Genomic DNA, 24,184 nt, shown 5'->3' with positions numbered 1-24,184 from the left:
GTCGTTAAGACTTCTTTAGTGAAGTACTACTCAATTTCCGTCAGGATCGGGACCACCCAGACGATAGGCCAGGCTTAGTGTGGCGCCAAACCATTGATCCAAAGCACCACCAGCAACAGGTGAATCGCCTACTTCAGGGTTCATGGTCATAAAGTAGCGTTGCATATTGAGTTCAAGGCGAGCTTCAAGGCCAGCGACAATCCGGTATCCAGCGCCGAGGCTTAGATCAAGGCCGCCGCCGCTTAGGTTCGGAAAATACGTGTCCTCGATCTCTCCAGCGCTTAGGAGCAACTGATAGCCCAGTCCACCCATGAGCGCGAAGCGTGAACCCAATGCATAACGTGCTGAAGCACCGAGGCGCGCATGCGAATAGGCGACGTTTGCTATATCCGGTTTCGGAGTTGTGGCGTTCGCTGCATCGATTTTGAAACTGCGGCTGCCGTAGCTTAGGGCAGGGAGGATCTCGAGTTTGCTCACGGGAATACGGCCGACTAAGCCAACCGAGTAAGCCGTGGCTGAGGTTGGAAACTCGGCGGTACTTCCATCGACGGTTGAATTCAGGCCCAGTGAGCTTTCAAAATACGCCTGAATACCAATGTGTGCGCCCACCCCATTTGTAAAATGGGCTCCGGGAAACCAGGTGGCTCCTGCAGCGATCGCAAAGGCAGGAAATACTTCGTAGCCACGTAGCGCAGCATTAATATCGTCTTTGTAACTCAGCGATCGTGAAAAGAAACGTGAGCCCACGAAAGCATCCAAAGCAACGTAAGCTAGTTCTTCATCATCCGAGCTGTCTTCTTCGTTGTCATCGTCTTGTTCGCTGTCGTCACTCAAAGCTTGTCCTGGTCGCTGGGCATCGTTGAGCTTTGGCGAAAGCTCTTTAGCTACTTTTTTGGAAGCGGAGTCGAGGTTTCGCGAGCGCTTTGCGCTTGCTGAGCTTTCTTCCAGTTCTTCACCGTCCATACCATTGTGAGCAGTCGCCACAACTTCGTAGCCTTTGCCTTGTTTGGATACGTTACCGACCACAATTGCATCGGCGTTGAGTTCTTTCGCTAGGGCAACAAAGGCCTCCTCATCGTCGGGTTGGCCGCCAAGCGATTCCATCACGGCGTCGGTCTGAGCGCTTTCAAGTACTTCGTGCCCATCGTCTTTCAGAGCTTGCTCAACGGCGCTTCGTGCTTGAACACCCTTGGGGCCATCAAAGGGAAGAACCGCAATGCGTTTTCCCGAGCTTGGACTATCACTGCTTTGTTCCTCAGCAGCGGCGTCCTCTCCGCTTTGTTCAAGCGCACTACTCAAACGTCGCCAGGCACTGCGCTGCGCAGAGCGGGCCAGAGCTTTGGCAGATCGAGCACGCCAACTTGTGCTTTTGAGAACTTCGCCATCGGAGCCGTTGCGCACGGATACTTCGGCAGTGTAGTTGCGGCCACTCTTTTTAACTGAACCTTCAATAAAAGCATCAATGCCGATGCGGCTGGCTGCCTTTGTATAGTCGCTACTTCGATTTAGGCGGCGCGGCACTTTTTTGGAGGGCACCAAGGTGCAACCTTGTGCATCCAAGGTCTTGATGATTCCGGTGCGTACACTGTTTGAGCCTGGGCCCGAAAAATCCAAGATCACAACACGTTTACTGCAGCTTTGAGCACTGGCTTGGCTTGTGAAAAAAGCAAAAAGCAATGTCGAGAAGATAAAGACAACAAAGCACTTCGAAGATGTTTTACGCATGACTAGTTCGCTCCTGAAGCGAGTTCGGTGACCCAATCTTTTAGACAATCTTTAAGAGCTGCGTCGTTGTCAGCATCGTTTGCATCAAGCACTCCCTCGTTGGGGCTAGGTGGCATCAAGCCATTTCCACAAACGCTACCTGCAACTACAATTTTATAGAGAAAAGAATTTTCAGGGTTGGTGCTGTCGATGTATTTTTCACCCGTGCAACCGCTTCGAGTAACATCCTGATCGACGAAGGTGGCATAAGCGGTAGTACCACTTAGGTCGGGTGCGATTACCCCGTTGTCATGACAACCCGCTCCTAAGCAGGAATCGGTGATGACCTGAGCAGGAGATGCGAGATTACAGAGCGACATGGGCGTGGTGCCAGCATCGTTTGGCACTGTCCCTGTGTCGGTTCCGGTATCGGCGGAGCTTCCACCGTCACCTTGAAATTGATCTTTGTTATCCAAGCTGCCTGCACAACTCATGAGCAGCGCAGCGACCCACAGACATAATAGACGCATAAGCTGATCTTACTGGTGCTTGGGCGTTGCAGTCAAATGGATAGCGTAATGCTTACAAGCTCTTACAGGTGGTTGTTTTCGTAGACACTCTCGAGGTTCAGGTGCGGAGCGATTTTTGAATGTCCTTTTCAGAAGCGCTAGCGTGGTGCTTGCGGAGGCATGGTGGCCTTGTTGGCGGTCGATGAGACGCCTCCTGAGACAATAAGCGCCATCAAACGGCTGCTTTCGACGTTTAGCGGCCGTATTGCGCTCCGGTGAACCAAAATAAGATTGCCGGCGAAATTGTAAGATTGAGGGAGGTAGACTGTGACGTGATCGGCTAGCTCAGGAGTAACGGCTTCTTCGGTGGTTAGAAAGCCCATCACCGCAATTGACGGGTTTTCGCTTAGCTGCACCATAACAGGTCGATCAAAACCACGGCGCTCACCCACAAAGGCGCTCACGAGGTCTTTGATAGCGCTGTAAAGGAAACGCACAAAAGGCAAGCGGTTTAGGAGTTTTTCCGCCAATCGCAAAAGGCGTCTGCCGACCACATTTGAAGCGACGAGGCCGATGAATGTGATGGCGCTGACGGTAAGCAGCAAGCCCAGGCCGGGAATGGGAATATTAAGCAAGCGGTCGATGCCGTTTACAACGGCGTATACGACGTAGAGCGTAATAGCTAAGGGACCTACGATGAGCAGTCCTTTTAAGAAGTTATTTCCCAATGTTTTCATCAAACTATCCCCCGCGATTCACTGTGCTGTTCCACTACTGTCTTGCCTTTTTGCCTTGCATGATTATCTTGCCGGCATGTTTTATTTCGACCCGATGTATTTGCTGTTTTTAGTGCCGGGTATGGCGCTTAGTTTCTGGGCTAGTGCTACCGTAAAAAGCACCTTTCGGAAATACTCAGCGGTGCCCGCCGCAAGTGGAATGTCAGGCGCCGAAGCAGCACAGCAGCTGCTCCGAGCAAAAGACATCCACAATGTGAGTGTGGAGCAAACACCTGGGTATCTTTCGGATCATTATGATCCCTTCAAGCGTGTATTGCGTTTATCGCCAGATGTCTATGCGGGTCGATCCTTGGCGGCGCTTGGTGTAGCAGCCCATGAGACGGGCCATGCGATTCAACATGCAACCGGCTACGGCCCACTTAAGTTTCGTTCGGTGATTGTCAAACCTGCGATGATGGGTTCCAATTTGGGCACGATCATGTGTGGTCTGGGTCTGTTCATGCAGAGCACAGGGCTTATATGGGCAGGTATTGTTCTTTTTTCAGCCTTTGTGCTGTTTACTGTGATTACGCTTCCGGTGGAGTTCAATGCTTCGAGTCGTGCGGTGACCGTGTTGCGAGATCATCGAATGATTACTGAGCAAGAAGTGTTGGGTACATCCAAAGTGTTGCGCGCAGCCGCGTTGACCTATGTTGCAGCAGCGATTACTGCGGTGCTTCAGCTTCTTTACTTCATGATGCGAGCTGGCTTGCTTGGTGGGCGGCGAAGTGACTGAGGCAAGCAAGGAAAATTCCCTAGGCTTTTCAGCGATAAGCCCTTTTAGCGAAGAGCCAAAGCGCTGGATGTTATTCATTCATGGAATTTTAGGGCGTCGCGCCAATTGGCGAGGGATTGCTAAACGTTTCGTGCAACAGCGGCCCGATTGGGGAGCTTTGTTGGTGGATTTGCGCATGCATGGTGATTCGGTCGCGTTTGAGCCACCGCATACATTAGAGGCAGCTGCTGAGGACCTCGTAGCATTGGAGCAACGTGTTAGCGCTCCGATTGAGGGGTGTTGGGCCATAGTTTTGGTGGCAAAGTAGCGATGCGCTATTGTAGGGACCGGCAAAGCAGCATCAAGCAACTTTGGGTTATCGATTCGATGCCTGGGCCGACAAAGCATCACAATGCGATCCAAGCTCTGGCGGTATTGGAATTTCTAAAGACCGTACCGAAGCACTATAAAAGCCGAGAGGAATTCATTTCAATGGCGGTAGCAACGGGCCAGCGTTCGGGTGTTGCAACGTGGTTAGCTATGAACTTAAAGCGAAACGAGACTGGTTTTGAATTAGCCATTGACCTGGATGCCATTGAGGCGATGATGCGAGATTATGGCGTGCAAGATTTTTGGCCGGATTTGGAAGCTCCTGCCAAATCGATGCGGCGTGATATTGTGATTGCCGGCAACTCCACGACTTTTGCGAAGGAGGAGCGTGAACGAGTCTTTGGGGCTCAAGAGCAGGGTTATTTGCATGCTCACCTTCTTGAAAACTGCGGTCATTGGGTGCACGCCGAGCAGCCCGATGCTCTTTTAGAGCTCCTAAGCCGCTATAGCGTTTGAGCGCTTTGGCACGCGCTGCAATAGCAGCGCTCCGAGGATAAAGAAGACAATGACTGCGGCTACTCCAGCACGCATGGATGAAAAGGCGTCGGTGAGTAAACCAAGGCATAGCGGTCCAAGAAAGGTCGTCATTTTTCCTGACATGGCATACAGACCGAAGAGCTCGGTGCGGTGCTGCTCAGGGACCATGTGACTAAAAAGTGAACGACTTGCGCTTTGGTTTGGGCCAGCAAAGAGTCCGATGACAATTCCGCTTAGCCATAAGCTTGATGGGCTTTGACCCACGACAGCAAGCAGTGTCGCCCCGCTTAAGGCGATAAGACTTAGATTGATGGTAAGTCGAGGGCCAAAGCGGTCATCAAAGTGAGCAAATAGAAATGCACCTAGGCCTGCTGCAAAGTTGAGTGCAATGCCAAAAATAAGAATGTCTTGGTTGCTGAAACCAAACACTGTGCTGGCGTAGATGCCGCCAAAAGCAAAAATGGTAACCAAGCCGTCGTTATAGAGCAGTCGGGAGAGCAAAAACCATAAGACCGCAGGATAGCGTTTTAGAAGTTTCAAGCTTTGCCAAAAGTTTTTTTCCGGAAGGGATGAACTAACTGGGAGTTGGTTTTTTTGCACTCAGAAGAAAAGGTAGTGCAAAGATAACAAGCCAAAACGCAGCCAACAGGCAAGTGGCTCGGACATTGAAGCCATGGTTAGTGCTGATGCCAAAGCGCTCCGGTGATTTAACGAAGATGAAAAGTGCTATTGCCATGCAAACCAGGCCACCCAAGTAGCCCAGGCCCCAACCAAAGCCAGATAATCGGCCCACTTTGTTGGCGGGCGCTATTTCAGGAAGGTAGGCATTGTAAAACACCATTTGAAGTTCGAATGCGACGTTGGCAACAATGAAGAACACCAAGGCTTTGGTAATGGCTTGTGGATCCTCTGGATGAACAAAACTTAGCCAGGCACAAAACACGGCACACAGAAGAGTGCTTATCCAAAGCAGTTGCTTACGCCATGCTTTTCGGTCGGCAAGATAGCCGAGTAGGGGCGAGAAGAGAGCCACAGCGATACCCGTGATGGTAATCGCTCGAGACCAAAGTACCGGGCCATCGACTTCGTCAGCGACAATCGCTTTGGTAAAATAGGTCGCGTAGATGAAGGTCACAACAAGTGTTGTGAACGGCGAGTTGGCCCAATCAAAGAGACACCACGCTCCTTGCACAAAACCTTTGTGGTTTTTGGTCATATCCAATTCCTTCTACATGACAGTTTGCAAAAAAATAAGGCCGCAGCGCTTCAAGCACTACGGCCTCATCTTCAATGAGCGTTAACTCAATGTTATTCGGTTGCTTCTTCAGTGGTCTCTTCAGCACCTTCTGCAGCTTCGTCGGTAGCCTCGGTGGACTCAGCCTCTGTTGCTTCGGTACCTTCGGTAGCCTCTTGCTCAGCATTGCCCCACTGCTCTTCGGTGTACTCAGAACCGCTGCTCACCTCGGTGGACTCAGCGTCTTCTTCGCTGCTGCAGCCGACGGCCACTGCGCTGCTGAACATCAAAGCAATCATCATAACAAATAACTTCTTCATAGGGGTTTCTCCTTTAAGATGGATCCATGTTTGGAGGCCCCCCTCGGGAGGCTTCCGTGCATGCGTTGTAGCTTTTTTAGGTATTTCTGCAAGATAGAAGGTCTAATCGTATGATTTCTTTGATGAAAAAAGATTTTCACCGGAGTGGAGTGCCGAAAATATCGCTATCGGAGTACTTCTAAAATAAGCGGCTTGAGTTTGGGCCGAGTGGCTGAAAACTCGAAACTTGCCAGAATCCGGTCTTGTATCGCGCTATCGAGCCCATCCCGCTTGATGTGCAATTCGACAAGTGGCGCTCCCTTGCGAAGCTGATCTCCCGGTTTTGCTTGAAGGAGCATGCCGACGGCAGGGTCGATGGAATCGTTTACAGTAAGACGTCCAGCACCCAAGGCTGTTGCGCAACGGCCGATTTCCAGAGCATCGATACTGCGTAGATAGCCTGTTTTTGGAGCTTTAAGCATGATTTTTCGAGTGGCTGAAGGCAAGCGATCGGGCTCGTCGGCCACGCGTGGGTCTCCGCCTTGGGCTTTGATAATCTTTTTCATGTGCTCGAGCGCACTGCGATCGTTGATAGCCTCCAAGAGTCGTTTCCGGCCTTGAGCCTCGGTTCGCACGACTTTGCCCAGGCGCAGCATCTCAGCTCCAAGAACGAGGGTGCACTCACGGAGGTCATCAGGGCCTTGCCCATGCAGAAGCTGCAGCGCCTCTTTTGTTTCAAGAGCGTTGCCAATGCTTAGTCCCAGTGGGCTTTCCATGTTGGTCAGAAAAGCCGTTACCTGCTTTTTCGCGAGCTTGCCGACCCGCACAAGGGAGCGGGCCAGGGCTTTGGCGTCTTTTTCATTTTTCATGAACGCCCCCTGGCCGGCTTTGACATCCAAAACCAGGGCGTCGATGCCGGCGGCAAGTTTCTTGGAAAGAATGCTTGCCGTGATGAGCGGGATGGACTCCACAGTGCCAGTGACATCACGCAGTGCATAGAGTTTTTTGTCCGCGGGCGCGATGTCTTTGGTTTGACCAATAAGTGCACAGTTAAGCGTTTGGAGCTGTTTTAGGACACGGCTAATCGGCAATGAGATGTTAAAGCCGGGTATGCTTTCTAGCTTATCTAAAGTACCTCCGGTATGACCGAGGCCACGGCCGCTAACCATCGGTACCGCAACGCCGCAGCTTGCAACCAGGGGAGCAAGGCAGATCGAAACTTTATCGCCTACGCCACCTGTTGAATGCTTATCAACACAGCGTGCTTTTACCGAGCTCAAGTCCACAATGCGTCCGCTATCCCGCATGGCCATGGTGAGCGCTACCGTTTCTTCATCGTTCATGCCTTGAAAATAGATGGCCATGGCCAGAGCGCTCATTTGGTAATCCGGAACACGACCGTCTGTGTAGGCTTCAATAATGGTCTTTATTTGCTCATTCGATAACGCGAGTCCATCACGTTTTTGTGCAATGAGTTCGGGGACTGAGAAGAAACTGCTTTTTGCTTTCATCGCTTTCGCTTTTTTCTAAAGTTGGTTTTGCGTGAGGGACGTGGTTTGCCCGGTTGTTTTTTGTTTTGATTCTTTTTGGAGCTTTTGTATTTGGTTTTATGGAAATTTTCTATTGGAATGGCACGCACTTCACGTTGATGGATGGATACATCCTCGATGAAGATGCGGAGTTTGTCGCCCAACCCAAAACTTTGTCCACTGCGTTTGCCAATCCATCGCAGGCCCATGTCATCGAGCTCATAAAAATCACCGTCAAGTTCCGCGACACGACAAAGCGCTTCAACATAAGGGTCTTCAATCGCACAATAAAAACCGAAATTGGAGATGCTTGAGATGGTTGCGGTGAACTCGTGACCGACAAAAGGTCGCATGAGTATGGCGCTATACAAGTTAGAAACTTCGCGTTCGACCGTCATAGCGCGACGTTCAAGACGGCTTGCCCGTACAGCGTGGAGTCTCAGAGCGTGCTCAACTTTATCATGGTTAAGTTTGCGATGGCGGATCAGCGCGCGGACTTCGCGATGAACAAGAAGATCGGGGTATCGGCGAATGGGCGAGGTGAAATGGAGATAGGATTTGGCTGCAAGTCCAAAGTGCCCGATGTTTTTTGTGTCATAAACGGCTTGCTGCATTGCTCGCAGTAGCAAAGAATGAAGCAAGGACGCGTTGGGTGAGCTATGAATTTGCTTTAAAAACTTGCCCAGTTGCTTGGGGTTTTCTGCTGCATCAGCTGGCATCGCAAAGCCAAATGCCTCAGCCATTTTGGCGAAGGTTTGCATCTTTTTAGGATCGGGTTTGTCGTGCACACGAAAGATGCAAGGCAAGGTTTGCTTGTCGAGATCGGCCGCGACGGTTTCATTGGCCAGAAGCATGAGTTCTTCGACAATCGTGTAGGCTTTAGAAATGCCGGGGTCTTTGCGTGATTGCACGCTGCGCAAGGGCTCTTCGGTGACGGGGTCGAGTACGATTTTGGTTTCCGGAAGCTCGAGATTGAGCGCTCCGCGCTTCATGCGCCTTTGCCGTAAAATTTGGCTAAGCTCCCACATGGTGGCCAAGGTTCCGTGAAATCGCTTGGCTTCGCTTTGAGCTTTGGCTTGTGTGCTGAGTCCGAGCTCGTGAGCCACGCCTTCATAGGAGAGCTTTGCGGCAGAGCGCATCACGCCTTCGATGTAGCGAAATGCTTTGACCGATCCATCGCGCCGGATTTCGATTTCAAGCGCCAAGGTGAAACGGTCTTCGTTGGGGACCAAAGAGCAAAGTCCAGCCGACAGCCGTTCCGGAAGCATGGGGATTGCTCGGTCGGGAAGATAAATAGAGCAACCGCGCATTTGTGCTTCCTCATCCAGTGCGCTTTCTGGGGTAACGTAGTGTGAAACGTCGGCAATCGCGATAAGTACTAAAAATGAACCGTCTTGATTTTTGCTGACCCAAAGGGCGTCGTCGTGGTCGCGAGCGTCTTCAGGGTCAATGGTCACGAGTTCGACATCGCGCAGATCTTCGCGGCCTTGGAGATCCTTTTTGCCAAGATGCGATGCAAAGCTATCTGCTTCTTTTTGCACTTTAGCCGAAAATGTTTCTCGCACGGCTTCTCGAATTTTTATTTTCTCTACTTCAACTTTGGCAACGCCAGCGGGACCAAGTGCTTCGGTGATTTCAACGACGGGTGCTTCACCGGCACGAGAAGGATAGTCGATGATTTTTGCGATGACTTCGATGCCTGGTGAAACTTTTGATGGCATGGAGCCTTGGACCTGCATGGGTCCTCGCATGCGCGGGTCATCCGACTCGAGCCACAAGGCGGAAGCCGCTTGGCGTAATGTTCCAACGACGTGGGTGACGGCGCGATACCAAATGTCGATAATTTCGCCCTCAAAACCTTTTGCACTCGGCCAAAAACGAACAACGACACCATCGCCCTGCATGGCTGGTCCGACTGCCCCAGGGGGAATGAAAATATCTTCTCCTCCGAGTTCGGGATTAACAAAACCGAAACCACGCGTGCTCAGAGAGAAGTAGCCTCTTACGGTGTCTTTTTTAGAAAACCGTTCGCTTTTCTCTCGCTTGCTTCTGCGTCCGGTGTGTGTTGCTTTGCGCTGTCGATATCCCATGTTCGCCTTAGTGTTTCCTGCTCCGCCAAAGCGTTAATTGTGAAAAGCGTAAAGCCAGCCGTCATCTGCGCCGAAATAAAACCAGTTCCACGGCGAGGCAACGACCGCAGAGCGAACCGCTTGTCCAACGACTATCTTATATCTGAGTTTTCCATCTGGATCGATAAGGTAGACAAAGCCATCGTCCGATCCGATGAAAATTAGTTCATCTTGCGGATTTGATGGGCTAGCACGAACTGCTCCCCAGCTTTGAATCTTCCAGGCCAGCGATCCGTCCTGAGCCCTGAGTGCGTAAATCATATGGTCATCACAACCAAAAACGACGAGCGTGCGTTTGCCTTGAAAGACAAGCGGCGTAGCACGAATTGCTAAGTTTAGAGGGAACTCCCAGCGCAACTTGCCCTGTGCATCGAGCGCGACAAGGCCTTTGCCTTCGGTTGGAAGGTAGATGCTATCATCCGGCCCAACTGCGATTCCGGCAGAGATGCTGGCTTTGGTATCGTAGCGCCACGCGCCTCTACCATTGTGATTAATTCCGTGCGCAATGCCGTCTAAGGTACCTATGATGACTTTTCCATCCGATTGGAAGGCTGGCAAATGGTGCAAGGTACTTGCTGTCATGTAGTGCCACAAAAGCTTTCCCTCTGAGTTTAGTGCAACCAAACCCAGTGATGGAACGAAGAGACGTCCTTTTTGATCGATTCGGATTCCTGCAACGGTGGAATGATGGACTGCGTAGCTCCAGCGCTGTTGCCCGGTTGATGAAAAAGAACGCACTGTTCCATCGTCGCTAACCAAAACGACATTGTTTTGTTGATCAAGAACTGACGCGCCAAACATCGTGCGTCCAAAGTCATGCTCCCAAAGGCGTTTGCCCTGTTTATCTAAGGCGATGGCCTGCCCGGTGGTTGAAGAAAGCACGATGCTTTTTTTGCTGGGAAACAGAGGCGACCACAAGATGCGGCCTGTTGCACGGTAAACACGTATTAGTGCCTTGCTTGGCAGCGATGGGCTATGCTCAACCTGATCTGCATTTGGGCGGCTGACAACTGCAGGACTTTGTTTTTCGTTTTGAGCTTCGTGGACAGCTCCGGAAGTTGCACAAGCAAACAAGCCGCATGCCATGCTAACAAGCAGGGAAGTGTGTTTATTCAGTCTGCTGGTTTTGTAACTGCTCAAGGACAAATATCCTTCCGTTGTAGATTGCTGCAACACGTGTTGCAGAGGGTGAAAGTGCGACCTGCTCAATCGGTACCCGGGAGGGGCCCAGGCTTTCGGGCGTAGAAGAATGGCGTCATTTGGGGAGGAGCTGCGATATATGGCCGCGCCGCCCGGCAGGGCGATCACAAAAGCGTTTTGACTTTCACTGACAGCCGGACTGCTAAGCCCTTTGGGCAGAGCGTTGGCTAGGCCGAGTTTAGATAGCTCTCCGGTAGATTCCCCGTCAGAATTGACGGGAAGCATCCAAAGCGATTCCGCATGATTCATGACGATGCCGCTTGGAGTCCAGCCAAAAACGTTCCAGCCGCCCGTATCTGCTTCTGCTTCTTTGCTTAGTTTGCATGATTCATCCGAGCCGGTGAACACAACACTTTGTTTGTAACGCAAGCCAAGCGAAGTATCCGAAAGCCACGATGCAGGTGCAATCCCAACAGCGTAACCCGCACAGCTTCGATGAAGATTGACGACGGCAAGCTGACGGTTTGGGCTCAGCGGATGAGGCCGTGAGGCTGGCGTGCTGTCGCTATCGAAAGCAGACGATCCAACGCTCCAGCGCTTCGGCGGATTGGTATAAACAATCACCGTCTCTTCTCCCACAAAGTTTAAACCAGGGTAAGCCGCGCTTGGAACGCTCCCTTGCACTATGGGTCCAGTGTGTACTTTGATATCAACGCTGCTGCCGAGTTTCTGCTCTAACAGCTTCTCAATAATTGCGTTGCTCTGCTCCGTGAAAGAAAAAGCTGAAGATGCAACTTCGGTCAACAAGCGCGCTGCTTCACTTTGTTTTTGCGTCGCGACGAGCGCTGCTGCTTTTGTAGCGAATGCAAGCGCTGCTGCCTCTGAACGACCACACGCGATTCCGTAGTCTTTTCTGTTAAAAAGTAGTTTTCCACCAGGTGCTTCACGGCAAAAAAGCGCATGAAAGCTAAGCAGGTCATCGGCTTCGCTTAGGGCGCTTTGGGGGGAGTTTGTCAGGCTTTTATTTGCACGTGTAGCGAGCTTCATGAGCTCTTGTTCCAAAGTTACGGGATTGACTTCGAGCAAGTTGCCATGCGTTTCGAGTGCTACGTCAAATTCAGAAGATGATGACGTGCTATTTTTCTTTTTAACGACAACCGACAGTTCTTCGGAGTGTTTTGGTGCGTCGGCCAGTTTTGCTCCAAGCTCGAAACGATCAAAAAGTGTTTCGCTGAGTGCTATTTTAGCTTTCTCTTGCAGGTTATGCACATGATCGATGATCCATAACTCTTGCCAGGTTTTATCCACACACTGATCCTCGAATAGGACGCCGCTCGTGGCCTTGCTTAGGCGAACAAGCTTAGCATTTTTAATAGAGCAGTCGTCCCTTAGAGGCGTCAGAGAAAGACCGCTTGCTGCTTTATCGTGTTTTAGGCCCGCTATTTTGAACTGGCTGTCGGCTTCTTGAACAATCGTGACGGTGTCAAAATCGGAAGCCTCTTTGTCGGAGACTTCTGGAATCGGCGCTTCATCTTGAGGTTGCGTATATGGGACAGTCTTCTTTCCGCAGGCCAACATGCCGAGGGCGCAAAATCCAAGAACAGTAAAGCGGGAGTGTCTTAGTTTAACCATTTTGGAGGATCCGTCGGTTTGCCGCCCTGAAGCACCTGTAGCGCAGCGTCCGCACCTGTTTTTCGTTTTAAAGTACGGCGCTTTGGCGGACGACGCATCCAGTTAACGAAGGCAAAGCCAGCTCCGATGGCAGCCAGGTGCGCTGCTAAGGAGACAAGATCGCGGCTTGCCAAGAAATAAAGCACACTCATCGCGACACTAAAAGCAATGATGTGCATGGTTTTGATGGGAAAGACCCCAAAAAGAAGAATTTGGCTGTGGCGATAGGTTGCTGCAAAAGCAGCGAGCGCGGCCAAGGATAACGCATCGGATCCGGCCAACAGTGATGAGGTAAATACGGAGCCAGAGGAAACAATTTGGCCCGTGAGCAGAGCTGCCAAACCGGACGCTAGGATAGCCGCCATGCAGAGTTGTATCAGCCTAGCGCGGCCATGACTCAGCTCGAACGGCGACAGAAACCACCAAATCATCAGTAAGCTTAAGAAGACTTTGATAATCGCTTGCGGGTATTCAACGAAAGGAAAGGTAAAAAGCTGCCAGAGGGTTTGGATGCCCAACGTAGTGGGGTCGAGGGCAAGCATCTGGAAAACTGGAATACCAACCCAAACCTGCAGAATTAGTTCAGCAATAAACGCTGCAGATAGCAGTACAATGATTTTTTTCGTGGTCGGTGCCAGTGGTGGCAGCGCCATATGATGTCCTGGTTGCACGCCAATGTCCTACTCATAGCGCTGGTTTTCTGCAAGTGTAGGTATCAAATAAGACTGGCATCGCATGGCAAACTCGAGTACTGTTCTCGGCGTTATGCCCAAGTCATGGGAAGCCATTGCGGAAGCAAGGCATGTTGTAGCCATCGTGGGCGGTGCTGTCGCCGGCTCCGAGGCGGCTGCTTGTTTCGTAAAGCGTGGGATTCTACCCATTGTGATCGAGCAAAACAAAAAACCATACGGTAAGATCGAAGATGGACTGCCGCGCTGGCACGCCAAACTTCGCGAAGCCGAATACGGAAAGATCAACGAGAATCTGAGTCATCCCGAAGTAGCTTTTCTTCCGAACACAAAGCTTGGTGAAAGCTTGAGCATAAAAGCTTTGCTTGATGAGTGGGCTGTTACTGCCGTGGTTCTTGCAAATGGCGCGTGGCGGGACCGATCGTTAGGAATTGAGAAGGTCGATCAGTTCATCGACAAGGGTTTGGTCTACCAAAACTCGTTTGTCTACTGGTTCAATCATTGTCTTGAGTCTGGTTATTCGGGCCCCCGTTATGAAGTAAAAGACGGCACAGTCGTTGTTGGCGGAGGGCTGGCTTCTGTCGACGTTGCAAAAATCATTAATTTTGAGCTTTATGGCCGAGCACTTAAGCAACGAGGCATCGAAGTCGACGTTGAAAGCTTCGAGCATCGCGGCATACCTGCTGTTTTAGAAGCACATGGGCTCAGTCAGGAAGAGCTTGGCATTAAGGGTGCACGGCTTTTTTACCGCCGCTCCAAGCAAGACATGCCTCTGGCGTCGATTCCAGAAGGAGCTTCGGCGGAGCAGATTGCAAAGGTCCGTGTGGCTCGCGAACGCATCATTAACAAAGTTATCGAAAAGTATCTTGTGAACTTTGAAGAAAAGCGTGTGCCAGTGGGCTATATTGAGGACAACGGCCGATTGGTGGGCTTGCGTTTTGCGCAGACTGAAATCGTCGACGGACGCGTTCGGACCTTGCCAGACACAGAAATCAACGTTCATGCGCCGTTGGTAGTTAGTTCCATCGGAAGCATTCCGGAACCCCTTGCTGAGATTCCTTGTCGTGGGGAGCTTTTTCACTGGAAGGACTGGAATACTGGCGAGCTAGAAGGTGTTTCCCGTGTGTTCGGTCTTGGCAATGTGCTGACTGGTAAGGGCAATATTAAAGACAGCCGAAAGAACGCTAAACAGATAAGCGAGGGAATTATGAGTCGCTATCTTGGTGAGCAAAGCAGCGAAGCTGTTGATGCTGCAGTCGATGCGGCGCATGATGTTATAGCAAATAAAGCCGAGCAGGTTGCCGAACAACTTTCCGACATGCGCAAGCGCAGTCCTAGCGAGATCAAAGAACTGTCACAAAAAGTAGACCAACTTCAACGCGCGGCAGGCTATGATGGGGACTACAGTAGTTGGGTAGCGCAACCTTAACCATACTTAACCATGTATTTTAGCCACCCCTACGTAACCCTTGCGCTTGCTATCGCCGCAGGAATAGTCGCCCAAGTCATTGCGGCGCATATTCGTATGCCGAGCATCGTGCTTCTTTTGCTTGTGGGTGTACTGCTGGGACCCGACCTTGCAGGCTGGCTGGCCCCCAGTGCTCTTGGTGATGGCCTTTCCGGGCTTGTTAGTTTTGCGGTGGCTGTGATCTTGTTTGAAGGTGGCTTGCATCTCAGCCTCGCTCGTTTGAAACGAGAGCAAAAAGCCATTCGTCGTCTTGTGACGTTGGGTGCTTTTGTCACCGCGGTGACAGGGACCCTGTGTGCCAAGTTGTTTATGGGATGGCCTTGGACGCTCTCGGCGCTATTTGGCTCCTTGGTCATTGTCAGCGGGCCCACCGTCATCAAACCACTTTTGCAACGTTTGCAGGTGAAGACTACCGTATCAACTATTTTAGAAGCAGAAGGCGTGCTGATCGATGCCATCGGCGCAATTACGGCTGTGGTCGTTTTAGAAGTTGTACTTCGGCCCACGGGCCTTAACGCCATGAGCGGGGTCATGCACATTTTAGGACGCTTAGCCTTTGGGATTAGCGTTGGCTTTTTGTCCGGCTGGTGCATCGTTTATTTGTGGCGCTTTCGCTGGCTTGTTCCTGAAAGCCTTGAAAACGTAGTTACGCTTGCGCTTGTGTTGCTTGTTTTTCAAGTGTGCAACATCTCCGTCCATGAGAGCGGCATTGCTGCTGTGACCGTGGCGGGAATGGTGGTGGCCAATATTTCGGAGCGCGCGAAAAAAAGTCTTCTGGAATTTAAAGAACAACTTAGCGCCCTTTTTATTGGTGCATTGTTTGTCTTGTTAGCGGCGGATGTGCGTCTTTCTGAAATCTACTCGCTTGGGATTGGCGCGGTATTTACCGTTTTGGCGGTAATTCTATTGGTCAGGCCGGCATGTGTTGTTGCCTCGACACGCGGCACGTCGTTGGATTGGAAACAAAAGCTTTTCATCGCGTGGATTGGTCCGCGAGGAATTGTGGCTGCTGCCGTTGCAAGTCTCTTCGCCTCAGAACTGGATGTTGCGCACATGGAGGGCGGTGCCGATCTTAAGGCTTTGGTCTTTGTCGTGATTGCATCAACGGTGGTCGTGGCAGGTCTTTCCGGTGGAATCGTGGCACGTCTTTTGGGTCTTCGTCGTAAGACGGATCATGGTTGGGTCATTGTAGGCGCGAATGATTTTGGACTGACGTTAGCAGGCCTGCTTCGCAATCCGTTGGATCCGATTGTTTTTATTGAGAGCAATCCTCGAGCATGCAAAGAAGCGGAAGCCGCAGGTTTTGGTTGCGTGTATGGAAATGCTCTCAAGGAAGAGGCTTTGCAGCTTGCGAAGCTAGATATCCGACGTGGTTTACTTGCTTGCACCTCAAACGAGCAAACTAACTTTCTCGCGGTGCAGCATGCAAAGCATCTTGCTAAGCAGCATTTCTTTGGCATTACCACGGAAGACTTGGAGGTTGGGGTGAGCCCACAAATGGTGAGCCATTCAGGCGCCAAGCTGCTCTTTGCCTCCGCGGTGGATGTGCAACGGTGGTCGCAACGCATTCGTCATGAGGAAGCGGAAGTTCAGTGGTGGCGTGCCCCCAAGGAGAGCAAAGTCCGCTGGCCTGCCAATTTGGGCGCCACGAACCTGATAGCAGTCCCTCTGGTTGTGTATGGCAAGGATTGCAACCTGCCCGTGTATGAAGGGATTTTGCGGCCTAGAATGCTTATCGCGTGGCTGGTCGAAACAAGCCGGGCACGGGAAATTCGCGAAATTTTTGAAGAAAAAGGCTGGAGCTTTCAAAGCGAGCCGCCGCAAGCTTGATTGCCTTGCGATTTATCAAAGCTCAGGCTATGGTCCCTCTCCCTTCCACGTAGTGCTCGCGCCGCGCTAGCACGCGCTCTACGGTAGGTTTTTGGGCTGTTTGGAAGGCATAAGGAGCAAGGTATGCGTGATCTTATTCGATTGGTTTCTAGTGCTGGCACTGGCTACACTTACTACACATCCAAGAACAAGCGGACCACTCCGGACAAGCTGAAGTTCAAGAAATACGATCCAAAAGCTCGCAAACACGTTGAGTTCGTCGAAGCTAAAATGCCTAACCCCAAGAAAAACTAATCAGCCGTACCGAGTATCGGTTGGCATTGAAGCGATCGTTTTTTCATATCTTTGAGCTCCGTCGTTGTTGCTGCTCGTTTTTGAATATGCCTCAGCATTCCCTGCGCCTCGTCATCTAGCGACTGAGCCAAGGCGCGAGGAGGAGTAACGCAAAATTAGGCGTTCTGTCCTGCGCGATATCTCGATCAATTGTATTGGAAACGCTCTAAAAGGAGTTAAAGCCTGGCTGGATGTCTCTTGAATCGGTTGAAAAAGCACCGTCGAGGAGCCATTGCTGTTCGAGTCGATGACTTGCCATCGAGCCAGTTGCAGGGCTTGCGCTACTGGGGCGTGCAATGCAGTGTATTGGTGCGCTACGGCCCAGCAAAACGGGAAGATGTGTGCTCATAAAGTACCACGAGCCCATGTTGCGTGGCTCCTCTTGTACCCAAAAAATCTCGATGTCTTTGCCATAGGGAGCAAGTACAGCGTTGAGTTCTTCGCGCCGCAGCGGGTAGAGCTGTTCGAGTCGAACGATGGCAACATCCTCAATCTGTTGCTTCTCGCGTTCTTGAACTAGATCGTAATAGATTTTTCCAGAGCAAAGAATAACGCGCCGGGCCCTTTGTTGTTTAATTTCGGGGTCGGGGGTGGTTCGCTGAAACTCTCCACTACTAAGTTCCTCGAGTGTGGAAGTGGCCCTCGGGTGCCGCAGAAGGCTTTTGGGGGTCATGACAATAAGTGGCTTGCGATAAGGCCTTAGTACCTGTCGGCGCAAGCAATGAAAGAGCTGTGCGGGGCTGGTAAGATTCACCACCTGCATATTGTCCTCAGCGCAAAGCACTAAAAAGCGTTCAAGACGTGCGCTGGAGTGCTCGGGCCCTTGCCCCTCGAAGCCATGCGGCAGCAGCATGACCAGCGCGCTAAGACGCTTCCATTTATCTTCCGACGAGCTAATGAACTGGTCGATGATGACTTGAGCGGAGTTTACAAAATCACCAAATTGCGCCTCCCAAAGTACCATTCCGTCGGGGCAATCCAAGCTGTAGCCGTACTCAAAACCAAGCACGCCGGCTTCGGATAGGGGACTATCGTAGATCTCAAACGGCCCTTGATTTGGGTGCAAGTGCTGCAGGGGCGTATAGTCTTGTCCGCTTCTGGCATCGAAAAGGGTCGCGTGGCGATGGCTGAATGTGCCGCGCCTGCAGTCTTGCCCTGTGATGCGAATGCGATGACCGGCTTCAACCAGCGATGCAAAAGCAAGCGCTTCGGCGCCGCCCCAGTCAAGAGGGCGTTTTTCGGTACCTTGTTCTCTACGTTGGTCAAGGACGCGCTTTATTTTCGGATTGAGGTTGAAGTTTTGAGGAACAGTGCACAGTCGAGTAGCAAGTTCACGAAGCTTTCGCTTGTCGACAGCAGTCGATACGTCTTCGACGGTATGATCAAGGCCACCTTTGTAGCCTTTCCAGATGCCATCACCGGCATATTCAGGAGGAATCACGACTGAACTTCGCGTTTCTTTGAGTGCTTTTTCAAGAGCGGAACGTCGCTTGCTGACAATGTCTTCTGCTTCTTGTTCCGTGATCTTGCCATGCTCGACAAGCTGGGTCACGTAATGCGTACGTACTGAAGCGTGATTGTCTACGGCTTTGTACATCAAGGGTTGCGTGAAACGGGGCTCGTCCCCTTCGTTGTGTCCGTGGCGGCGATAGCAGTACATGTCAATGACAACATCGCGGCTAAAGCGCTGTCGAAAGTCGGTGGCCAGGCGTACGGTTTGAGCCACGGCTTCCGGATCTTCTCCATTGACGTGAAAAATAGGGCAGCGCAGCATACGCGTGATGTCGGTGGCGTACGCGGTCGAGCGGGCGTCGTCAGGAGAAGTCGTAAAGCCTATTTGGTTGTTGATAACCAAATGGATCGTGCCACCGGTATCGTAGCCATGCAGACGGCTCAGGTTGAGTGTCTCTGGGACAACGCCTTGACCTGCAAAAGCAGCATCCCCGTGAATAAGCAGGGGGAGCACGTCTTTTCTGGATCCATTTGCGCGCCGGTCTTGTTTTGCGCGCACGCGGCCCTCGACCACTGGATTGACCCACTCGAGGTGGCTCGGGTTAAAGGCCAGTGACAGGTGAACCTTTCGTCCATTGGCGAGAACACGATCGGAAGAATAGCCCAAATGATATTTCACGTCGCCGCGACCGAGGTGCAGTTCAGGGTGCTCATCTTCGAAGGCCGCAAAAATTTCAGTCAGATTTTTTTCCATTACATTCGCAAGCACATTCAGACGACCACGGTGTGCCATGCCAATGACGATTTCGTTTACGCCATGTTTTGCTGAATCTTGAATCATGAGTTCAAGTAAAGGGATGACGCTTTCTGCGCCTTCCAAGGAAAAGCGTTTTGCTCCGATGTAGTTTGTGTGTAAAAACTGCTCAAAACTTTCAGCGTCAGTAAGCTTACTCAAAATAAGGATTTGCTCTTCTCGGCTTAGTTCAATATGGTTGCCTGTGCTTTCCATGCGTTCTTGCAACCAATGACGAATCTCCTGCTCGTCGATGTGCTTGAACTCAACGCCAATACTCCGACAATAGATTTCTTTAAGATGTTCAAGAATTTCACCAAGGGGTAGCTTGGTTTTGCCCATCAGACCACCTACCGAAAACACGGTATCGAGGCCTACGTTATCCAAGCCAAAATGCTCAAGGCTCAAATTGCTTTGGTGCTTAGGGACGAGGCCCAACGGATCCAGCGCTGCAAGGCGGTGTCCCCTGGCCCGAAAGGCATCCATCATGGCCGAGACACGGCCTTGAAGCTCTGTTGCGAAATGCAGCTCTGCGTTTGGCGGAAAGGAATCAATGCGTTTGCGGCTCTTTTTGCTTTTGTCCGCTGCTGTTGGAAGCTCGGATGCCGTGTAACGTGTTCCGTTAATAGCTTGAGTGGAGCCTCCGTTCGTGAAGTAGCTACGCCACACCGGATCAACCGATTCAGGGTTTTCTTTAAAGCGCTGATACAGCTCTTCAACTAACGATTGATTTACGCCAAACTCTTGATCCATGGCCACGCTTCTTGCCTCTCTAGCGCCACTATTCAGCCTAACTTTTTACGGCTGCTTAGGCTAGAGGAGCAGCCTTTACTTTGTTGTCTGTCTGTTTTTCCAATGTCAACGGATCAGAATGCAGTAAACCTTTGACGTAGTTTGGAACAGCAAACATCCCGCGGTGCACCGCTTCGTTGTAGTAACGACAGCCGGGAACAATCATATTAACCCGCGCCGCATTGGTCTCATGTGGGGTAGCCTCGGCACTTGCGTAGGTCCAGCTCCATATTCCAGTATTGTAGATAGGTACAGGCCCAAAATATGGAAAGACTTTTGGGAATACTGCGCGGAGGTTGTGCTGGATGGATGCAAAACCTTTCGGCATCATGACCGGTGATTCGCTTTGCAGCGCTAAAACGCCGTGGGGTTTGAGTAGACGTTTGCACTCGGCATAAAACTCTCTGTTAAACAGGCCAACGCCAGGGCCGATCGGATCGGTGCTATCAAGTAAAATAATATCGTAGATGCCGGACTGCTCTTGTTTTACATAGGCCACCCCGTCTTCGATCCGTAAATCAAGGCGCGGGTCCTGCCAAGCGCTGCCCCCAATATGAGGCATGTGCTCCTTGCAGGCTTCGACAACTTCGCCATCGATTTCAACGAGGCGTACGTTTTGAACTTCGGCGTAGCGTAAGACTTCTCGGCTGGTTCCTCCGTCGCCTCCACCGATAATGAGAACCTTTTCTATACACGGCGCCGAACAAAGCACCGGATGAACAAGTGACTCATGATAGAAGAACTCTTCTTTATCACTGGTCATAAAACAGCCGTCGAGCGCGAGGGCTCGGCCGTACATCTCGGTATCGACGATGTCTATCGTCTGAAACTTACTTTGGCTGTGGTAAACATGTTTCAGTACCCTTAGCCCAAGGCGCAAGTTGTCTTGATAAACTTCATCAAACCATTCGCTCATTTGTTTCTATCCTTAATTAAGAGCCAAACTAAATGGCCGTTGCATCAAAGCTTTGGGGCTGGACTGCATGACTTTGACGCTTTTTATCGTGCTCGCGAATAACGATGGAATACTGCGGGTCAACGCCGCGATCAACCTTAAGCCATTCGGTGTTTTGTGCGCTCAGGCCCTGGGTGAGAAGGTCACGTGCTTTTTCGGGTACACATTCTCCGCAGGTGTAAAAATCCACCGCCGCGTAACCTGTTTCGGGCCAGGTATGAATCGATAAATGCGATTCTTCGACAACAACGACGCCGCTTACGCCCTGCGGCGTAAAACGATGAAAAAACTTACCGACCACCGTAGCGCCAGCTGCCTGTGCCGCTTTCACCATTAAATCTTGAATTCTATCTTGGTCGTTAAGTGCCTCGGCATCACAACCATAAATTCAACCAGAAGATGTTGGCCCAGAGTGTCCATAGTGTGCCCCCAGCTGCTGAAGTAGCCTAGCCCTGCCTGATAAAACAAAGAGGGCTTGATACCAATTTTTTTGAAAGCCGCAAGCTTTTTACGCACGATCGCAATAAAAAAGTAGGTGAACGCGATTCCTGGCTTGGCGGTGCAGGGCTCAGTGGCGATGGAGGCCGAGTTTTGGGCTAGGCGAAGCGGCATCGTCCGAGCTGTCTGCTGAAGGGATTTGGCTCTCGATACCCACGGAACTACCTGCTCGCAAGGAAAGCCGCTCTTTGCAGGAGTGAATCAGGGATCGGGGAAAAGCCGCAGAAAGGTAAGCTCTGCCGACTTCTGTGCTCGAGCTATGAACGGCTGGGAGCTATTTCCCTGCTGGGGTGTTCACCGCCTTACAGCGCTCTTGCTTCTGATGCGAATCAGGCAAACGAAGGCAAAGCACAGCATGCTGAAGCTTGTGCTTGTCCGATCGTGGGCTCTCAATGAACAGCCGCCCGATGCCGAGCCCGTACTTGCTGTGCCCGAAGAAGAACCCTCATCGATGTCGCTCGGCGCGAGGCCCTCTCCACCAATATCAACAACGTGCACGCCAGCTTCGATGGCCTGGCGCAGGGTAAGGTAGAGCGCATTTTCGCTTGGGACCAAGGATGCATAGTAATCGGCCGAGTCTTGTAGGAGTGAAGCGTCGTAGTACAGATCAGGCGCGGTCTGTGCGGTGTAGTTGCTGACAATAATCGTGGCTGATGAAAGCTGTGTATTTGCCGGCAACTCAAAGCGCAGTGTTGCTACGTCGTCTAGCGCATCGACGCGCCATGCGCGATAAACAAAATCATAACCGGGTACAAGGTATTCGGTGGTTGGCATTGCGCCCAAACGTTCACTTACGAAATTGCCGGGACCACGCGGCCCTTCAGTCCAGACATTGCCCGCAAGAGCTGTGAGTTTTGTTTGGTACGTGCTTTCGATGGTGCGTAGGATCTTCTTTACTGGAGCGTCGCTGTGTTTTCCAACAACATGGGTCCAGCTCCAAGCGTTGACTGGTCTAAAGTTGCTACCCATGCTCAACGTGCCGGTGTCATTAGAGTGTCCGTTGTTGAAAGCGCCATAGACACCACCCCAAGTAATTCTTCCGGAACTGTAGCTACTGTCATAACCTGACATCTGTGTGGGAAGTGCCCATACCGCAGGCAAAGAACTGCCGCTCAAAGGCGGGGCACTGGCCCAGCTGTCGCCACCATCATAGTAGCCGCCGCCCATGTCTTGTTCCTGGTAGCTTTGGTTTTGCACGACGCCAACTTCTCGGTCTACAGCGCCACCCTCGCTAGGGCTAGCCCAAGACATGACATAAGGAATCGTGTTCGGTGTGGACCAATCCCAGTTTACCTGTACACCGTTTTCAGTTGACGGATCCCCACTGCCAGTGAGCGCAGAAGTTGTTTCAAACTTATACTGCGTGCCCCAGGCCATTCCCGTAATAATCCCGTTTTTAGGCCAATCAAATTGGCTGTAGGGCCCGCGCATGTCGTCACCTAGCTCGACGTCATCTGCAATGTCGCTGCTGTCATAGGCGACAGTTTGTATATATCCATCGCTTCCATCTTGAAAAAAGTAATCGTTGGTGATTCGCCAAACAAGGCTCGGCATGGAACAACTCGCAAGGCGAAAACTGCGGCGCACAAGAGCATGGTGTTTTGCGCTAAACACGACAGAAGCGACAAGCTCAGTTCCAGCGTCCGAGCTTGTATATCCCTGTGTGCAGCTCCCGTGATGAACCATGCGCCCGCCCTCAAGCAGCGCCTGATCGCTAATCGTGATACCGTCTACTAAATAGCTCTGTTCGGTCGTCGTAATTTGATCATTGCGTATACGCACGCTGCGCGGCTCCGCTGCGCTATCCAGCCAACTCACGCGGGTTTGCCCATCGTCATTTTCATCCACCGAAAGTGATTGTGCCAAGCTGTTATTTGTTAGAGCCAGTGCAAAGCATACGCCAAAAAGAAGCAAGTGCCATTTCAAGGCTCCACGAGCATGCATGATTAATGAATAGCACAAAGCTAAGCATAGGGTCGTTGTTTTTGCAGTGCCTAGGGAAAAGGCTTGCTCTACGGACACCGTTGTTGGTGTCCGTAGAGGCCATTTCGCTAACAAAGCTCTGGACTATTCTGGATCCAAACAGAGATACTCATAATTAAACTCGATTTGTCCTTGACCAACGCGCTGCTCGATAACGCTAGAGATACGATTTTTCTCGTCATAGCTGTAGCTTCGAGTGTACGGACTACTAATACTTCGCGTTTCTTCTAAGAGTAAGCCGTGCTCATCGTAGTTGTATTGGATTGTCTGCGGATCTGTGCCGTTTTGTTCAACGCGCTCGAGTCTCCCAAGGCCATCGTAGAAATAGTCTTTTGTATAAGGTCCCGTGCCACTTTGCTCTTCAAAAACGAGCAAGCCACTTTCGTCGTATTCGAAAGTTCGAATCGAGGGATCTTTCAACGTGCGCGTTTCTTCGATGAGTCTCCCTTCGTCGTCGTAGGAATATACGGTGTGGTGGGGATTGGTTTCGTATTGGGTCATGTTTTGAAGTACTCCTTTGCTATCGTAAACATAGTCCCGGATATAGGGTCCTTCTTGGCTACGCCTCTCGCGTACAAGCTGGCCATGCTCATCGTAAGCGTAATCAATCTGATAGTTTTCGACGCCTTGAGCCGTCAGACTGCATGGTCCCGGATTCTGCGCCTCCGTGGATGAATCTGAGCAAGCGCTAAGCACCCACGCCAAAGCAAAGTAGCAGCCCAATTTAATTATACGCATCATAACAACCTCCGTCTCTATTTCTTAAGTGCCCGGAGGTGCTGCGTTTGTTCAATCTATTATTTTGATATCGAGAATTA

General features: G+C 51.3%; 20 protein-coding genes and 1 pseudogene. 6 read left to right on the top strand and 15 right to left on the bottom strand.

Going from position 1 to position 24,184, the window contains the following annotated elements; all coding sequences use genetic code 11:
* Window positions 1-30 precede the first annotated feature (30 nt).
* The 3 genes from IPJ88_17385 to IPJ88_17375 form a co-directional block, all read right to left on the bottom strand.
* Complete coding sequence (locus IPJ88_17385; protein QQR89916.1) at window positions 31-1,725, bottom strand: hypothetical protein; 1,695 nt, start codon at window positions 1,723-1,725, stop codon at window positions 31-33.
* 2 nt (window positions 1,726-1,727) lie between these two features.
* Window positions 1,728-2,234, bottom strand: coding sequence for a hypothetical protein (locus tag IPJ88_17380; protein ID QQR89915.1), 507 nt, complete (start codon window positions 2,232-2,234; stop codon window positions 1,728-1,730).
* A gap of 137 nt (window positions 2,235-2,371) precedes the next feature.
* Window positions 2,372-2,950, bottom strand: coding sequence for a DUF502 domain-containing protein (locus IPJ88_17375; GenBank protein QQR89914.1), 579 nt, complete (start codon window positions 2,948-2,950; stop codon window positions 2,372-2,374).
* A gap of 76 nt (window positions 2,951-3,026) precedes the next feature.
* On the opposite strand from IPJ88_17375, the gene IPJ88_17370 reads away from it, so the two are divergent.
* From IPJ88_17370 to IPJ88_17360, 3 genes are read left to right on the top strand one after another with little or no spacing between them, the layout of a single operon-like run.
* Window positions 3,027-3,725 (top strand): zinc metallopeptidase, encoded by a 699-nt coding sequence (locus IPJ88_17370; protein ID QQR89913.1) that lies wholly within the window; start codon window positions 3,027-3,029, stop codon window positions 3,723-3,725.
* Complete coding sequence (locus tag IPJ88_17365) at window positions 3,718-4,032, top strand: hypothetical protein (protein QQR89912.1); 315 nt, start codon at window positions 3,718-3,720, stop codon at window positions 4,030-4,032. The genes IPJ88_17370 and IPJ88_17365 overlap by 8 nt, the downstream gene beginning before the upstream one ends.
* Window positions 4,033-4,034: 2 nt before the next feature.
* Window positions 4,035-4,550 carry a hypothetical protein gene (locus IPJ88_17360; GenBank protein ID QQR89911.1) on the top strand — a complete coding sequence of 172 codons (516 nt, stop codon included), beginning with the start codon at window positions 4,035-4,037 and terminating at the stop codon, window positions 4,548-4,550.
* Here IPJ88_17360 and IPJ88_17355 read toward each other — a convergent pair.
* The 7 genes from IPJ88_17355 to IPJ88_17325 all read right to left on the bottom strand — a co-directional run bounded on the left by IPJ88_17355 (window position 4,530) and on the right by IPJ88_17325 (window position 13,244).
* On the bottom strand, window positions 4,530-5,111 hold the full coding sequence (locus IPJ88_17355) for an MFS transporter (GenBank protein QQR89910.1): 582 nt from the start codon (window positions 5,109-5,111) through the stop codon (window positions 4,530-4,532). The genes IPJ88_17360 and IPJ88_17355 overlap by 21 nt on opposite strands.
* A 34-nt stretch (window positions 5,112-5,145) precedes the next feature.
* Entirely contained in the window at window positions 5,146-5,787 is a 642-nt protein-coding gene (locus IPJ88_17350) for an MFS transporter (protein QQR89909.1), read from the bottom strand.
* A gap of 92 nt (window positions 5,788-5,879) precedes the next feature.
* Window positions 5,880-6,125 (bottom strand): hypothetical protein, encoded by a 246-nt coding sequence (locus tag IPJ88_17345; protein ID QQR89908.1) that lies wholly within the window; start codon window positions 6,123-6,125, stop codon window positions 5,880-5,882.
* A gap of 164 nt (window positions 6,126-6,289) precedes the next feature.
* On the bottom strand, window positions 6,290-7,615 hold the full coding sequence (locus tag IPJ88_17340; protein QQR89907.1) for a thymidine phosphorylase: 1,326 nt from the start codon (window positions 7,613-7,615) through the stop codon (window positions 6,290-6,292).
* Window positions 7,612-9,723 (bottom strand): ribonuclease R, encoded by a 2,112-nt coding sequence (rnr, locus tag IPJ88_17335; GenBank protein ID QQR89906.1) that lies wholly within the window; start codon window positions 9,721-9,723, stop codon window positions 7,612-7,614. The genes IPJ88_17340 and rnr overlap by 4 nt, the downstream gene beginning before the upstream one ends.
* A gap of 33 nt (window positions 9,724-9,756) precedes the next feature.
* The gene (locus IPJ88_17330; protein ID QQR89905.1) at window positions 9,757-12,534 is read right to left on the bottom strand and encodes a PQQ-binding-like beta-propeller repeat protein; all 2,778 of its coding nucleotides are present in this window, start codon (window positions 12,532-12,534) and stop codon (window positions 9,757-9,759) included.
* Entirely contained in the window at window positions 12,522-13,244 is a 723-nt protein-coding gene (locus tag IPJ88_17325; GenBank protein QQR89904.1) for a rhomboid family intramembrane serine protease, read from the bottom strand. The genes IPJ88_17330 and IPJ88_17325 overlap by 13 nt, the downstream gene beginning before the upstream one ends.
* 64 nt (window positions 13,245-13,308) lie before the next feature.
* Between IPJ88_17325 and IPJ88_17320 the strand changes: the two genes are divergently transcribed.
* The 3 genes from IPJ88_17320 to rpmG all read left to right on the top strand — a co-directional run bounded on the left by IPJ88_17320 (window position 13,309) and on the right by rpmG (window position 16,854).
* Window positions 13,309-14,691 carry a hypothetical protein gene (locus IPJ88_17320; protein ID QQR89903.1) on the top strand — a complete coding sequence of 461 codons (1,383 nt, stop codon included), beginning with the start codon at window positions 13,309-13,311 and terminating at the stop codon, window positions 14,689-14,691.
* A gap of 12 nt (window positions 14,692-14,703) precedes the next feature.
* Entirely contained in the window at window positions 14,704-16,560 is a 1,857-nt protein-coding gene (locus tag IPJ88_17315) for a cation:proton antiporter (GenBank protein ID QQR89902.1), read from the top strand.
* A 123-nt stretch (window positions 16,561-16,683) separates the two neighbouring features.
* Window positions 16,684-16,854 carry a 50S ribosomal protein L33 gene (gene rpmG / locus IPJ88_17310; GenBank protein ID QQR89901.1) on the top strand — a complete coding sequence of 57 codons (171 nt, stop codon included), beginning with the start codon at window positions 16,684-16,686 and terminating at the stop codon, window positions 16,852-16,854.
* A 205-nt stretch (window positions 16,855-17,059) separates the two neighbouring features.
* On the opposite strand, the gene IPJ88_17305 is transcribed toward rpmG, so the two are convergent.
* From IPJ88_17305 to IPJ88_17285, 5 genes and pseudogenes are all read right to left on the bottom strand, one after another.
* A complete protein-coding gene (locus IPJ88_17305) occupies window positions 17,060-19,891 on the bottom strand; it encodes a 2-oxoglutarate dehydrogenase E1 component (GenBank protein QQR89900.1) in 2,832 nt (943 codons plus the stop codon).
* A 55-nt stretch (window positions 19,892-19,946) separates the two neighbouring features.
* The gene (gene speE / locus IPJ88_17300) at window positions 19,947-20,846 is read right to left on the bottom strand and encodes a polyamine aminopropyltransferase (protein ID QQR89899.1); all 900 of its coding nucleotides are present in this window, start codon (window positions 20,844-20,846) and stop codon (window positions 19,947-19,949) included.
* 28 nt (window positions 20,847-20,874) lie between these two features.
* Window positions 20,875-21,305 (bottom strand): annotated as a pseudogene (gene speD, locus IPJ88_17295) (adenosylmethionine decarboxylase).
* 372 nt (window positions 21,306-21,677) lie between these two features.
* Entirely contained in the window at window positions 21,678-23,327 is a 1,650-nt protein-coding gene (locus tag IPJ88_17290) for a hypothetical protein (protein QQR89898.1), read from the bottom strand.
* Window positions 23,328-23,450: 123 nt separating this feature from the next.
* Window positions 23,451-24,107 carry a hypothetical protein gene (locus tag IPJ88_17285; GenBank protein QQR89897.1) on the bottom strand — a complete coding sequence of 219 codons (657 nt, stop codon included), beginning with the start codon at window positions 24,105-24,107 and terminating at the stop codon, window positions 23,451-23,453.
* Window positions 24,108-24,184: the final 77 nt, after the last annotated feature.

This window comes from Myxococcales bacterium (genome assembly GCA_016699535.1).
Lineage (GTDB): Bacteria > Myxococcota_A > Polyangia > Polyangiales.
This window is presented reverse-complemented; position numbering and strand designations above follow the sequence as displayed.